The organism is Acidovorax sp. GW823-FHT02H02 (genome assembly GCF_058797075.1).
The window spans coordinates 1-14,071 of the sequence record NZ_JBXAJH010000018.1; the positions used below are offsets into that span (position 1 = coordinate 1).

At 63.6% G+C, this 14,071-nt stretch carries 13 protein-coding genes; 5 read left to right on the forward strand and 8 right to left on the reverse strand.

Annotated elements, in window-relative coordinates:
* Positions 1-236: 236 nt before the first annotated feature.
* The 7 genes from rng to AC1RDS_RS17380 form a co-directional block, all read right to left on the reverse strand.
* Positions 237-1,724, reverse strand: a complete 1,488-nt coding sequence (gene rng / locus AC1RDS_RS17350; RefSeq protein WP_092696720.1) for a ribonuclease G — start codon at positions 1,722-1,724, stop codon at positions 237-239.
* A gap of 7 nt (positions 1,725-1,731) precedes the next feature.
* Positions 1,732-2,346, reverse strand: coding sequence for a Maf family protein (locus AC1RDS_RS17355; RefSeq protein WP_092696719.1), 615 nt, complete (start codon positions 2,344-2,346; stop codon positions 1,732-1,734).
* A 101-nt stretch (positions 2,347-2,447) separates the two neighbouring features.
* Positions 2,448-2,915: a 23S rRNA (pseudouridine(1915)-N(3))-methyltransferase RlmH gene (gene rlmH / locus AC1RDS_RS17360; RefSeq protein WP_007858784.1), complete on the reverse strand. Its 468-nt coding sequence runs from the start codon at positions 2,913-2,915 to the stop codon at positions 2,448-2,450.
* Between the two features lie 75 nt (positions 2,916-2,990).
* Positions 2,991-3,770, reverse strand: coding sequence for a ribosome silencing factor (gene rsfS, locus AC1RDS_RS17365; RefSeq protein ID WP_092696718.1), 780 nt, complete (start codon positions 3,768-3,770; stop codon positions 2,991-2,993).
* Positions 3,771-3,963: 193 nt separating this feature from the next.
* A complete protein-coding gene (gene hemF, locus AC1RDS_RS17370; protein ID WP_092696717.1) occupies positions 3,964-4,935 on the reverse strand; it encodes an oxygen-dependent coproporphyrinogen oxidase in 972 nt (323 codons plus the stop codon).
* Positions 4,935-6,215 (reverse strand): phosphoribosylamine--glycine ligase, encoded by a 1,281-nt coding sequence (purD, locus tag AC1RDS_RS17375; RefSeq protein ID WP_092696716.1) that lies wholly within the window; start codon positions 6,213-6,215, stop codon positions 4,935-4,937. Before purD ends, hemF begins: the two co-directional genes overlap by 1 nt.
* A gap of 258 nt (positions 6,216-6,473) precedes the next feature.
* Positions 6,474-7,193 carry a YebC/PmpR family DNA-binding transcriptional regulator gene (locus tag AC1RDS_RS17380; protein ID WP_092696715.1) on the reverse strand — a complete coding sequence of 240 codons (720 nt, stop codon included), beginning with the start codon at positions 7,191-7,193 and terminating at the stop codon, positions 6,474-6,476.
* 79 nt (positions 7,194-7,272) lie between these two features.
* Here AC1RDS_RS17380 and AC1RDS_RS17385 point away from each other — a divergent pair, with 79 nt between their 5' ends.
* The 4 genes from AC1RDS_RS17385 (at position 7,273) to upp (ending at position 11,606) form a co-directional block, all read left to right on the forward strand.
* Complete coding sequence (locus AC1RDS_RS17385; RefSeq protein ID WP_092696708.1) at positions 7,273-8,799, forward strand: helicase HerA-like C-terminal domain-containing protein; 1,527 nt, start codon at positions 7,273-7,275, stop codon at positions 8,797-8,799.
* Between the two features lie 157 nt (positions 8,800-8,956).
* Positions 8,957-9,799 carry an enoyl-CoA hydratase-related protein gene (locus tag AC1RDS_RS17390; RefSeq protein WP_287880366.1) on the forward strand — a complete coding sequence of 281 codons (843 nt, stop codon included), beginning with the start codon at positions 8,957-8,959 and terminating at the stop codon, positions 9,797-9,799.
* 145 nt (positions 9,800-9,944) lie between these two features.
* Complete coding sequence (locus tag AC1RDS_RS17395) at positions 9,945-10,931, forward strand: threo-3-hydroxy-L-aspartate ammonia-lyase (protein ID WP_287880369.1); 987 nt, start codon at positions 9,945-9,947, stop codon at positions 10,929-10,931.
* Positions 10,932-10,976: 45 nt separating this feature from the next.
* Complete coding sequence (gene upp / locus AC1RDS_RS17400; protein WP_092696706.1) at positions 10,977-11,606, forward strand: uracil phosphoribosyltransferase; 630 nt, start codon at positions 10,977-10,979, stop codon at positions 11,604-11,606.
* Between the two features lie 98 nt (positions 11,607-11,704).
* Here the strand turns inward: upp and AC1RDS_RS17405 are convergent, their stop codons facing one another.
* On the reverse strand, positions 11,705-13,423 hold the full coding sequence (locus AC1RDS_RS17405) for a nitrite reductase (RefSeq protein ID WP_092696705.1): 1,719 nt from the start codon (positions 13,421-13,423) through the stop codon (positions 11,705-11,707).
* A 213-nt stretch (positions 13,424-13,636) separates the two neighbouring features.
* Between AC1RDS_RS17405 and AC1RDS_RS17410 the strand changes: the two genes are divergently transcribed.
* Positions 13,637-13,975 carry a TonB-dependent receptor gene (locus AC1RDS_RS17410; protein WP_287880374.1) on the forward strand — a complete coding sequence of 113 codons (339 nt, stop codon included), beginning with the start codon at positions 13,637-13,639 and terminating at the stop codon, positions 13,973-13,975.
* The last annotated feature ends 96 nt before the right edge of the window (positions 13,976-14,071 follow it).

The window sequence follows — 14,071 nt, forward strand, 5'->3', positions numbered from 1 at the left end:
GAGCGAAGCCTTGAATTATATACCGGGTTTTTACCCAGTCCAACCCAAAACCATCTTCTTTTTTCCTCCGCATCCAGTGCCCTCACGAAGAGGGCGCACGGCAGCGAAGCCATACACTATAGCACGGAAAAACCCAGAAAAAACAAGACTGCAGCGCGTCCCGTCACCTGCTTCATCCCGAGTGGCAAGGCGGATGGACCGAGTCCGCTACCCCGGCGTGCATTGCATTGACAACATTACAGCAGCACGATGTCGTACTGCTCTTGACCCATGGCACTCTCGGCTTGCAGTGAGATGGGTTTGCCAATGAAATCGCTCAAGCCCGCGAGATGCTGGCTCTCTTCATCCAGAAAAAGCTCAACAACGCGCGGCGACGCCACTACGCGAAACTCCCGCGGGTTGAATTGGCGAGCCTCGCGCAGAATTTCGCGCAGTACGTCGTAGCAAACGCTGCGTGCGGTTTTCACCTGACCGGCCCCCCTGCAGACGCTGCAAGGTTCGCACAACATGTGTGCAAGCGATTCGCGGGTGCGCTTGCGTGTCATCTCCACCAGGCCCAATTGAGAAAAGCCGCCCGACATGGTTTTGACCCGGTCGCGCGCAAGCTGTTTCTTGTACTCTGAAAGAACGGCTTCCTGATGGTCCTCACGGGCCATATCAATGAAATCCACGATGATGATGCCACCCAGGTTGCGCAGGCGCAGCTGGCGCGCAATGGCCTGCGCGGCTTCCAGATTGGTCTTGAAGATGGTGTCGTCGAAATTGCGCGCGCCCACATAGCCACCCGTATTCACATCAATGGTGGTGAGCGCCTCGGTCTGGTCCACGATAAGGTAGCCACCCGACTTCAGATCCACACGACGGCCCAGGGCCTTGGCCACCTCCTCGTCGATGGCGTACAGGTCGAAGATGGGCCGTTCACCCTTGTAGTGCTGCAGCTTGCCGGCGGCTGCTGGCATGAATTCCTGCCCGAACGCGCGCAGGCGCTGGAACTGCTCCATCGAATCGAGCCGGATGGTCTGCGTGTGGTCGCCCACCAGGTCGCGCAGCACGCGCTGCAGCAGGTCCAGGTCCTGGTGCAGCAGCGACATGGCGGGAAGCTTGAGCGAGGCTTCCTTGATGCGCGCCCAGGTCTTGCGCAGATAAGCAATGTCCTCAGCCAGCTCTGCGTCGGTGGAATCCTCCCCATTGGTGCGCAGGATGAAGCCGCCACCACCGCCCGTGGACTTGTCGCCCACCAGCGCCTGCAGCCGGGCGCGCAGCGCGTCGCGCTCGGCGGGGGGAATCTTCTGCGACACGCCCACATGGTCGTCTTGCGGCAAAAACACCAGCAGGCGGCCCGCAATGCTGATCTGCGTGGACAGGCGCGCACCCTTGGTGCCGATGGGGTCCTTGATGACCTGCACCATGAGCGCCTGGCCCTCGAACACCTGCTTTTCGATCGGCACCTGCGGCTCGCTCTTGCGCGCAAATGCCGGCGGCTCGCCATCCGGCTGGCGCTGCCACACGTCAGCCACATGCAAAAAGGCCGCGCGTTCCAGCCCGATATCGATGAAGGCCGACTGCATGCCCGGCAGCACGCGCGAGACCTTGCCCAGATAAACATTGCCCACCAGACCCCGCTCCAGCGTGCGCTCGATGTGCAGCTCCTGCACAGCACCATGCTCCACCACGGCCACGCGGGTTTCCTGGGGGGACCAGTTGATCAGGATGTCTTGTTGCATGTTGTTCTCAGATAGCAAACCCGGCGGCGCGCAGCAGTTGCGCCGTTTCGTACATGGGCAGGCCCATGATGCCCGAATAACTGCCCGCCAGGTGCTCCACATACGCTGCCGCCCGGCCCTGGATGCCATAGGCCCCAGCCTTGCCCAGCGGCTCGCCGGTGGCCACGTAGGCGTTGATCTGTGCGGTCGTCATGGCGGCAAAGGTGACGCGCGACACGGACAGTGCCGAAATGCGCTTGGGGCCCACCTGCAGCGCCACCGCGGTGAGCACCCGGTGCTCGTGGCCCGCCAGCTCGGCCAGCATGCACGCTGCATGCTCCGCATCGTCGGGTTTGCCATAGATGGTGCGGCCCAGGGCCACAGTGGTGTCGGAGCAAAGGATAGGGGCATCGGGCAGACCACGGCGTGTGCGCCGCGCCACGGCGGAGTCAAGCTTCAGCCCCGTCACGCGCTCCACATAGGCCGTGGGGGATTCGCCGGGCAATACCACTTCGATGGCCTCAGCATCCTCCGGCTCGTCGCCCTCCACGTTGGGCAGCAGCAGCTCGTGGCGCACGCCCAGCTGTTCGAGCAGCTGGCGCCGGCGGGGGCTCTGGGAGGCAAGATAGATGAAGTCGGGCATGGCTAGATTTATAGCAAAAATCAACTCTAGCACTTATAAATAAAGCGCTAGAAGCTATCAATAAAATAGTAATTCATACGCCACCCCGCCGTCCCGGCATCTCATTCGCGGTGGTAAGGATGCCCCGCATTCACCGACCACGCGCGGTACAGCTGCTCGATGAGCAACACCCGCACCATGGCATGAGGCAGGGTGAGATCCGACAAGCGGATGCGTTCGTGTGCGGCCTGGCGGAAGGCCGGATCCAGCCCGTCGGGGCCACCGATGACCAGCGCCACATCGTCGCCCCCCAGTTGCCAGCCCTTGAGGCGTTCGGCCAGGGCCTTGGTGGTGAGGTTGGTACCGCGTTCGTCCAGGGCCACCACGCGTGTGCCGCGCGGGATGGCGGCTTCGATGCGCTCGCGCTCGGCGGCGTAGAGCGTCTCCAGGGTCTTGGAGCCCCGCGGTTCGGTCTTGACAGCCTTGAGCTCGACCTTGAGTTCGGGTGGAAAGCGTTTGGCGTAATCGTCGTAGGCCGTTTGCGCCCAGTCAGGCACCCGCTGCCCCACCGCCACGATAAGCAGCTTCATGTATGCGCCTTGGTGTGAAAACCGGGCCCCTGGCGCAGGTCAGGCGACGCGCGCAAAGAACCCTGCGGCAAAGCCTCAGCCCTTGCGGGCAGGCGCCTTTTTGGCTGCGGACTTTGTGGCCGCAGCGGGCTTGGCAGCAGATCTGGCTGCGGGCTTGGAAGCGACGCGTGGGGCAGACTTCTTCGCAGCAGGCTTTTTGACTGCGGGCTTGACGACCACCGTCTTTACGGGGGCCTTCTTGGCGGCTGCGGGCTTCTTCGCTGCAGGGGCCTTGGCGGCTGCGCCTGCGGCCGCGGCTGGTGTCTTGCGGGCCGGGACTTTCCTGGTTGCACTGACAGGCGCCTTGGCCTTGCCCTCGGCCCCGGCAGCAATGGCGACCTTGGGCTTGCCTGGCTTACGGGCAGGGACTTCCGCAGCTGCAGCAGCCTTCTTCTTGGCGGGGGCCTTCTTGGCTGCCGCTGCCACGGGCTTGGCAGCGCCCAGCTTCAGGCGCACGGGGGTGTCGCCCCACAGCTCTTCCAGGCGGTAGTACTGCCGGATGGTGGGCTGCATGATGTGCGCCACGGCGGCGCCGCAATCCACGATGATCCATTCGCCATTGTCTTCGCCCTCGATGCGGGGCTTGGCAAAACCGGCTTCTTTCACCGCATCGCGCACGCTGGCAGCCAGGGCCTTGGTCTGGCGATTGGAAGTGCCCGATGCCACGATCACCCGTTCAAACAGCGGCGAGAGATGCTCGGTGTTGAAGACCTGGATGTCTTGCGCCTTGACGTCCTCCAGGCCATCGACGATGGCGCGCTGGAGTTTGGTGACGTCTTTTTTGGCGGCGGTTTCCGATTTGGTGGAGGTGGTCATCAGGCGGTGATTAGAAAGGGAATGGAATCAATATAGCGTGCAACGCGGCGCACAGCCAGCGGGCTACGCCTTGGGTGTTGCGCTGGTGTTGCGCTCGGGTGCTGCGGCAGTTTGAGGTGTTTTTGACCTCTGGCGCTGGTGTGAAAAGCGCGGAAAGCTATTGAAATTATAGCTTTTGCGCTTTTCACTGCTTTCAGGGGGCGGTGGCAGCGCCACGGCCCAGCCATTCGCGCCGCACCAGAAAGCGCCGCGTGAGGTCGGCTTCGGCCGAATCGGCGGCGTCCGAGCGCTGGTACGACCAGGCCACCAGCGGCGGCATGGACAGCAAAATGGACTCTGTGCGCCCACCCGACTGCAGGCCAAAGTGCGTGCCCCGGTCCCACACCAGGTTGAACTCGACATAGCGGCCCCGGCGGTAGAGCTGGAAATCGCGCTCGCGCTCGCCAAACGGCAGGTTCCGGCGCCTTTCAACGATGGGCAGGTAGGCGCCAAGGAAGGCATCGCCCACCGACTGCGTCATCTCCAGGCTTTGCTCGAAGCCCAGCTCCGAGAAGTCGTCATAGAACACCCCGCCCACGCCGCGCTGCTCATTGCGGTGCTTGAGATAGAAGTATTCATCACACCACTGCTTGAAGCGCGGGTACTTGTCGTCGCCAAAAGGCGCCAGCGCATCGCGGCAGGTGCGGTGAAAGTGCACCGCGTCCTCTTCAAACCCGTAGTAGGGCGTGAGGTCCATGCCGCCGCCAAACCAGCAGGTTGGCGCCTGCCCCGGGTGCCCGGCCGCGATCATGCGCACATTCATGTGCACCGTGGGCACATACGGATTGCGCGGGTGGAAGACCAGCGACACGCCCATGGCCTCGAACGGCGCTCCCGCCAGCTCGGGCCGGTGCTGCGTGGCCGAAGGCGGCAGCTGCGGGCCGCGCACATGGCTGAAGCCGCAACCTGCGCGCTCGAACACGCGGCCGCCTTCCAGGATCTTGGTGATGCCGTCGCCCTGCAGCAGCTCGCCGGGGGCTTTGCGCCAGGCATCGGCCAGAAAGCGGGCCCCGCCCTCACCTTCCACGGCCTCCAGTGCATCGGTGATGCGCGCCTGCAGGCCCACCAGGTAGGCACGCACGCGGGTCACCGTGTCGGCGGCGTTCAAGGTCTGAGCGCCTGCCATCAGCTTTTCAGGGCGCGAAAGCCGATGTCATGGCGGTATTGCGCGCCGTCAAAGTGAATGCCGCGCGCCACGTCATAGGCCCGCTGTTGCGCCTGCTTGACGCTGTCGGCCAGAACCGTCACGCACAGCACCCGGCCGCCCGTTGCGCTGACCACTCCGTCTTTCAACTGCGTGCCTGCATGGAACACCACTGCGTCGTCCGCCTCGGCGGGCAGGCCGGTGATGGTATCGCCCTTGCGCGGATTCTCGGGATAGCCGTGCGCAGCCATCACCACGCCCAGCGCGGTGCGGCGGTCCCACTGCAATTCCATCTGGTCGAGCTTGCCGTCGGCCGCAGCGGCCATCACATCGTAAAAATCGCTTTTCAGGCGCATGAGGATGGGTTGCGTCTCCGGGTCGCCCATGCGGCAGTTGAACTCCAGCGTCTTGGGGTGGCCCTTGGCGTCGATCATCAGCCCCGCATACAAAAAGCCGGTATACGGGATGCCATCCTTTTCCATGCCACGGATGGTGGGCAGGATGATCTCGCGCATGGCACGGGCATGCACGTCGGCCGTGACCACCGGCGCGGGCGAATACGCGCCCATGCCGCCGGTGTTGGGGCCTTCGTCGCCGTCTTTCAGGCGCTTGTGGTCCTGGCTGGTGGCCAGCGCCAGCACATTCTTGCCGTCGCACAGCACGATGAAGCTGGCTTCCTCGCCTTCGAGGAACTCCTCGATCACCACGCGCGCGCCGCCTTCGTTGTGTGCCACGCCATATTTGTTGTCCACCAACATGAAGTCCACGGCATCGTGCGCCTCTTGCAGCGTCATGGCCACCACCACGCCCTTGCCAGCGGCCAGGCCGTCGGCCTTGATGACGATGGGCGCGCCCAGGCGATCCACAAAGGCGTGGGCTGCTGCGGGATCGGTGAAGGTGTCGTAATCGGCCGTGGGAATGCTGTGGCGGCGCATGAAGGCCTTGGAGAACGCCTTGGAGCTTTCGAGCTGCGCAGCCGCCTTGGTGGGGCCAAAGATGCGCAGGCCGTGGGCACGGAACTCATCGACCACGCCCGCAGCCAGCGGGGCCTCGGGGCCCACCACGGTCAGCGCGATCTTCTCGGCCTGGGCCCAGGCACGCAGTTCGCGCACGTCGGAGATCGCCACGTTTTCGAGCTTGGGGTTCAGGGCCGTGCCGCCATTGCCGGGCGCCACATACACCTTGGTCACCTTGGGGGACTGGCTCAGTTTCCACGCCATCGCGTGTTCACGGCCGCCGCCACCAATTACAAGTACTTTCATAGGAACCTTTGGTGAACCCCTGCCTGGCACAACGCCGAAGCCCAGGGGCTCGTAAAAAAACTATCTCAGCAACCAATCGCGCTAGGCGCTACACCCACAACCGCCAAAACTGGCGCGCCCCAGACCAGTGCCACCGCGCAAGGGCCGCCAAGACACTTCCGTGTCGCTAACGCTCCGTGCGCTGGTGGCGTCCCCCTCCCGCAAGCGCAGCGCAGCGCAGCGAGAGAGGGGAAGGCGCGAAGCGCCTCAGGGGGAGCTTCACAGTGCCGCGTTGTGGTAGACCTCCTGGGTATCGTCCAGGTCTTCCAGCACATCCAGCAGCTTTTGCATCTTGGCGGCGTCGTCGCCAGTCAGCTCAATCGTGTTCTCGGGCCGCATGGTCACGCCGGCCACATCGGGCGTCAGGCCTGCGGCCTCCAGCGCATTCTTCACGGCTTCAAAGTCGGCTGGGGCGGTCAACACCTCCACCGCACCATCGTCATCGGTCACCACGTCTTCGGCGCCCGCCTCCAGCGCCACTTCCATCACCTTGTCTTCGCTGGTGCCGGGGGCAAAAATCAGCTGGCCACAGTGCTTGAACTGGAACACCACCGAGCCTTCAGTGCCCATGTTGCCGCCGTGTTTGCTGAATGCGTGTCGCACTTCGGCCACGGTGCGCACACGGTTGTCGGTCATGGTGTCGATCATGATGGCCGCACCACCAATGCCATAGCCTTCGTAGCGGATTTCCTCGTAGGTCAGGCCTTCGGCGTTGCCCGTGGCCTTGTCGATGTTGTATTTGATGCGGTCGGCGGGCATGTTGGCCGCCTTGGCCTTGTCCACCGCCAGGCGCAGGCGAGGGTTGGCAGACAGGTCACCGCCACCGGCGCGGGCAGCCACAGTGATTTCCCGAATGATGCGGGTCCAGATCTTGCCGCGTTTTTCATCCTGGCGCCCCTTGCGGTGCTGGATATTCGCCCATTTGCTGTGTCCTGCCACGGGAAGTCCTTTGGTATTGATTTAATCTAGTGGCCGCGATTTTACTTTTGCCCGTCACCGATCTCCGAGGAAACCCTAAATGGCCGAACCCCTGCTGATTGCCAAACACGGCACGATTGAATGCCACCTGCTGCCCGGCCTGGCCAACCGCCACGGGCTCATCACCGGTGCCACCGGCACCGGCAAGACCGTCACCCTGCAGACCCTGGCCGAGAACTTTTCGCGCATCGGCGTGCCCGTTTTCATGGCCGACGTGAAGGGCGACCTCACGGGCGTCAGCCAGAGCGGAAAGATCGGCGACAAGCTGGCCGCCACCCTCAAGGATCGCGGGCTGGAACTGCCCACTTCCCAGTCCTGCCCCACCACGCTGTGGGACGTGTTCGGCGAACAGGGTCACCCGGTGCGCGCCACCATCTCCGACATGGGGCCGCTGCTGCTGGGACGCATGCTCAACCTCAACGAGACCCAGCTCGGCGTGCTCAACCTGGTCTTCAAGATCGCCGACGACAGCGGCATGCTGCTGCTGGACCTGAAGGACCTGCGCGCCATGCTGCAGTACGTGGGCGACAACGCCAAGGAGTTCACCACCGAGTACGGTAACGTCAGCGCCGCCAGCGTGGGCGCCATCCAGCGCGGGCTGCTGCAGATCGAGCAGCAGGGCGGCGACAAGTTCTTTGGCGAACCCATGCTCGACATCCAGGACTTCATGCAGACCGACACCAACGGCCACGGGGTGGTGAACATCCTGGCCGCCGACAAGCTCATGAACTCGCCGCGTCTTTACGCGACCTTCCTGCTGTGGATGCTCTCGGAGCTGTTCGAGACGCTGCCCGAGATTGGTGATCCCGAGAAGCCCAAGCTGGTTTTCTTCTTCGACGAGGCCCACCTGCTGTTCAACGAGGCACCCAAGGTGCTCATCGAGCGCATCGAGCTGGTGGTGCGCCTGGTGCGCTCCAAGGGCGTGGGCGTGTACTTCGTCACGCAGAACCCGCTGGACATCCCCGACAGCGTGCTCGCCCAGCTGGGCAACCGCGTGCAGCACGCGCTGCGCGCCTTCACCCCCCGCGACCAGAAGGCAGTGAAGGCCACGGCCACCACCATGCGCCAGAAGCCGGGCCTGGACATCGAAACCGCCATTACCGAGCTGGCCGTGGGTGAGGCGCTGGTGAGCTTTCTGGACGCCAAGGGCCGCCCCAGCGTGACCGAACGCGTTTTCGTGCTGCCGCCCGGCAGCCAGCTCGGCCCCATCACGCCGCAGCAGCGCCAAGCGTTGATGGCCAGCTCGCTGGTAGCCGGGGTGTACGAAAAGGTGGTGGACCGTGAATCGGCCTATGAAAAACTCAAGGGCCGCACTGCCGAAGGGAGCGAGCAGGCGGGCGGGGGCAATGGCAAGGCCGCCAACGGGGCACCTGCCGAAGAAGGCGGCGGCCTGATGGGCGGGCTCAACGACGTGCTGTTTGGCAGCACGGGGCCACGCGGTGGCAAGCGCGACGGGCTGGCACAGACCATGGCCAAGTCGGCGGTTCGCACCATGGGCACCTCGCTGGGCAGGGAAATCCTGCGCGGCGTGCTGGGCGGCATCTTCGGGGGCAGCAAGCGGCGTTGATGCGGCAGGCAGCCCGGGCGCTGCGGCGCTCTGGCTCAGCACATTACTCCTGTTTTCATAGCTTCCAGCGCCTTATTCAAAAGCACCAACGGCATATTCATGGGAAGTCACCCACGCGACGGTGTGCAGTAGCGCCGCAGGCCTACATTCCTCGTCCATGAACACACTCACCTGTTTTTCCCTGAGCACCATCGACCATGTGGCCCATCTGGTACTGAACAGACCAGAGGCCATGAACACCATGCACCCCGCCTTCTGGCGCGAGCTCGATGGGGTGTTGGCCCAACTGCACCAGGCGGGCGCGGCGCGGGCGCTGGTCATCAGCAGCACCGGCAAGCATTTCAGCGCGGGCATGGCGCTCGAAACCTTCGGCGGCACCATTGCCATGGACGACCAGAGCCCCGAGGGCCGCGCCGCCATCTTCGACCTGCTCACCGACATGCAGGCCACCTTCACCCGCATCGAGAGCCTGCGCATCCCCGTGATCATGGCCATCCACGGCGGCTGCATCGGCGGTGCGGTGGACATGGTCACGGCGGGCTGCATCCGCTACGCCACGCAGGATGCGTTCTTCTCCATCCAGGAGATCAACATCGGCATGGTGGCCGACGTGGGCACGCTGCAGCGCCTGCCCAAGCTGATCCCGCTGGGCGTCGTCAAGGAACTGGCCTACACCGGCCGCCGCCTGGGCGCGCAAAAAGCCCTGGCTTACGGCCTGGTCAACGAAGTGTTCGACACGCAGGATGCCATGCTGGCCGCCGCCCTGCAATGCGCGCGCGAGATCGCCAGCAAGCCCCCCGTGGCCATCTGGGGCACCAAGCAGGCGGTGAACTACGCCCGCGACCATTCCGTGGAGGACAGCCTGCGCCAGATGGGCTGGCTGCAGGGCGCCATCTGGAGCAACCAGCATGTGCGCGAATCGGTCACGGCCATGAAGCAAAAACGGGCGGGCGACTTCCCGGCGCTGGCCCCGCTGCAGCGCTTCAGCGAACAGGCCTGAGCCCAGATTCATCAAAATAGATAGCTACCAGCGCTTACAGGACAAGCGCTGTAAGGCTTTTTTGCTTGAAAAGGCATCGCAACGGGCTATGATGCGGCAGCGTGGTTGCCGCTTCCCAGCGCCGCGCCTGCCCAAGGATGCCGCCATGACCCAGACACCCGTTTCCGTGCCCATGTCTGTGACCACCTACGCCGACGTGGCCGATGCAGCGCATCGCCTGCATGGCATGGCGCACCGCACGCCAGTGCTGCGCTCCACCACCGCCGATGAGCGGCTGGGCGCGCAGCTGTTCTTCAAGTGCGAAAACCTGCAGCGCACGGGCGCCTTCAAGTTTCGTGGGGCCTTCAACACCCTGGCCCAGTTCACCGATGAGCAGCGCAAGGGCGGTGTGCTGGCTTTCTCGGCCGGCAACCATGCCCAGGCCATCGCCATTTCGGCCCGGCTGCTGGACATGCCCGCCGTGATCGTCATGCCCGAAGATGCCCCCGCCGCCAAGATGGCCGCCACGCGCAGGTATGGCGCACAGGTCATCACCTACAACCGCTACACCGAAGACCGCGAGGCCATCAGCCGGCGCTTGGCGCAGGAGCGCGGCATGACGCTGGTGCCGCCCTATGACCACCCGCACGTCATCGCAGGCCAGGGCACCGCCGCCAAGGAACTGCTGGAAGAAGTGCCCCACCTCGACTACCTCTTCGTCTGCGTGGGTGGCGGCGGCCTGCTGGCGGGCAGCCTGCTGGCCGCCGAGGCACTGGCGCCGCACTGCCGCGTGGTGGGCGTGGAGCCCGAGACAGGCAACGACGGGCAACAGTCCTACCGCGCGGGCCATATCGTGCGGATCGCCACGCCCCACACCATTGCCGACGGTGCACAAACCCAGGCGCTGGGCCAGCTCACCTTCCCCATCATCCAGCGCCTGGCGGACGACATGGTCACCGCCACCGACGAACAACTGGTGCAGGCCCTGCGTTTTTTTGCCGAACGCATGAAGATCGTGGTCGAACCCACCGGGGCCCTCGCCTTTGCCGGCGCAGGAAACGGCAGCGTGGACGTGCGCGGCGCCCGGGTTGGCATCGTGATCAGCGGCGGCAACGTCGATATGGCGCGCTATTCGCGCTTTCTGGCAGACTGACCTGTTTTACCGATCCTCCATAACCATAAAAAAAGGCCCATCCCCATGAGCAACGTCACCGTCATCACCCATCCCCTGGTCCAGCACAAGCTCACGCTGATGCGCAAGAAGGAAGCCAGCACCAACAGCTTTCGCCGCCTGCTGGGCGAACTCTCCACGCTGATGGCCTATGAAGTCACGCGCGACATGCCGTTGCAGGACGTGCAGATCGAAACCCCCCTGGAGACCATGACCGGCAAGGTCATCGATGGCAAGAAGCTGGTGCTGGTGTCCATTCTGCGCGCCGGCAACGGCTTTCTGGACGGCATGCTCAACGTGGTGCCCGGTGCCCGCGTGGGCCACATCGGCCTGTACCGCGACCCGACCACGCTGCAGCCCGTGGAGTACTACTTCAAGATGCCGTCCGAGATGGAAGAACGCGACATCATCGTGGTGGACCCCATGCTGGCCACCGGCAATTCGGCTGCTGCCGCCGTGGAGCGCCTGAAGAAGCTCCACCCCCGCTCCATCAAGTTCGTGTGCCTGCTGGCCGCGCCCGAAGGCATTGCCACGCTGCAAAAAGCCCACCCCGACGTGCAGATCTTCACCGCCGCCATCGACCGGGAACTGAGCGACCATGGCTATATCCTGCCCGGCCTGGGCGATGCGGGCGACCGCATTTTTGGCACCAAGTAGTCCACCAGCTCCATAAAAAACCGCCCAACCTTGCGGCAGGGCGGTTTTTTTGTGGTCACCGCCGCGAGGCCCAGGGGCTTCGTAGCGGCGCTTTCACTTCAGTACACGTCGTGCTGCGTGTTGTTGACGTTGAAGTGACCGGTAGGCGTGATCAGACGTGGGTCTTTGATGACCTTCTTGAGTTTGAGCGTTTTGTCGTCCACCACCACCATGGCGCTGATCTTGTCCTTGGCACTCCACACCGAGAACCAGACTTCATCGCCGGCCTTGTTGAATTCAGGCTGCACAACGCGCTTGGCGCCATCGTCCTTGATGTCGGCCCACTCGGCGATCGGCAGCGTGACATAGCCCTTGTCCAGGTTCTTGATGTCGTACACCACCACCGATTGCGAGACCTTCGGATCGGGGTTCAGAGGTGCATCCGAATACAGGTGGTTGGACTTGGGGTGGCTCTTGATGAACAGAGCGCCGCCGCCAGGCCCCTTGAGCTTGGCCACTTCCTTGAAGGCATATTGCTTGTACTTCTTGGGGTCGGTACCGATCAGCGAGATCGTTTCGTCACCCAGGTGGCCGGTAGCCCACACAGGACCGTATTTCGGATGGTTGAAGTTCGCACCACGGCCGGGGTGGGGAATCTTGCCCACATCGACGACGGCCGCAAGCTTGCTGTCCTTGAGGTCGAACACCGAAATCTTGTTGCTGTTGTTGGCAGCCACCATGAAGTAGCGCTTGGTGGCGTCCAGGCCGCCATCATGCAGGAAAGGTGCCGAACCAATTTCGGTCAACTTCAGTGCGTTCAGGTCGGAGTAGTCCACCATCAGGGTCTTGCCGGTCTCCTTGACGTTCACGACAAACTCGGGCTTGAAGTGGCTGCCCACGATGGAGGCCACGCGCGGCTCGGGGTGGTATTCCTGCGTGCCCACCACGTTGCCACGGGTGGAGACGATCTTCAGGGGTTCCAGCGTGTCGCCATCCATGATGACGAACTGTGGCGGCCAGTAGGTGCCGGCAATCGCGTACTTGTCTTCGAAGCCCTTGAACTTGCTGCTCTCGACCGAACGCGCTTCCAGGCCGGTGCGGATTTCTGCCACCGTGTCGGGTTTTTCCATCCACAAATCGATCATGTTGACCTTGGCGTCACGGCCGATCACGAACAGGTAGCGACCCGAAGCCGACATGCGCGAAATATGCACCGCATAGCCGGTCTTGATGATGCTGATGATTTCCTTGGTATCGCCATCGATCAGCGCGATCTCGCCCGCATCGCGCAGGGTGGTCGAGAAGATGTTGGTGATGTTGTAGTTGTTCATCTTCTTCTTCGGACGCTTGTCCGCAGGAATGACGACCTTCCACGTTTTCTTCATGTCCGCCAGGCCGAATTCTGGTGGAACAGGGGGGTCCTGCTGGACGTAGCGGGCCATCAGGTCCACGTCGGCCTCGGTCATTTCGCCCGAGGTCTGCCAGTTGGGCATGCCTGCGGGCGAGCCGTAGGCAATGAACACCTTGAGGTAGTCCGTGCCTTTGGCAAGCGTGATGTCAGGCGTCAGGGGCTTGCCGGTGGCACCCTTGCGCAACACGCCGTGGCAGCCAGCGCAACGCTCAAAGTAAATCTGGCGGGCCCGGTCGAACTCGGCCTGCGTCATCTTGGGCGCTTTGGGATTCGAACTTTGGTACATGGCCACATCGGCCAGAGGTGAAGTACCTGCCTGGTAATTCACCTCGGGGGCCGATGCGCCCTCCTTGTGTTGTGCCGCAGCGGCCAGAGCCAGAGTGGACAGTGCCAGGGCCGCAAGGCGCGCCAGCTTTCGGGTTGTCATGGGAACTCCTTTTTTTTCACAGCCCATACGCTCATTCCATCCTGCAGGATCGCCCGCCGAGGGCTGCGACGATATGGTTTCGGCAGACATGGCGGCCATTCTTCGACGGGTGTCCTGGGCCCACTTTGATACGCGTCAAACAACCATTTAACTTGCATCATTCACCCCGAGACACACCAATAATCCAACAACGGATACAAGAAACCAACACCCATGAAGGTCAGCCTGGGCGTGCTTTACGACACGGCCGCCTGGGGCCTGCGCGCCGAGCTGCGCTACCACGGCGCCAAAAAGGCCAGCGACATCGACAGTGCCTCGGCCGTCAAGGCGCCCAACACGCAGTTCACCATCGGGCAGGCCACCACGCTCGACCTGTCGGCCCAGTGGCGTCTGCGCAAGGATCTGCGGCCCAACGTTGCCGTGCACAACCTCACCAACCGCAAATACCGGCTCTGGCCCGACGTGTACGGCCTGGCAACCGCCAGCACCGTGAACGACGCCTACACCCAGCCTGGCCGCAGCCTGCGCGCATCGCTGGTCATGGACTTCTGAAGCATCCAGGATGCACAGAGCGCCCGCCCCAGGGCACCAGCCATCCCGGCGATGGCGCCCTCGGGGTTGCCGGCCAGCGTTGCCCGCCCGTGATCA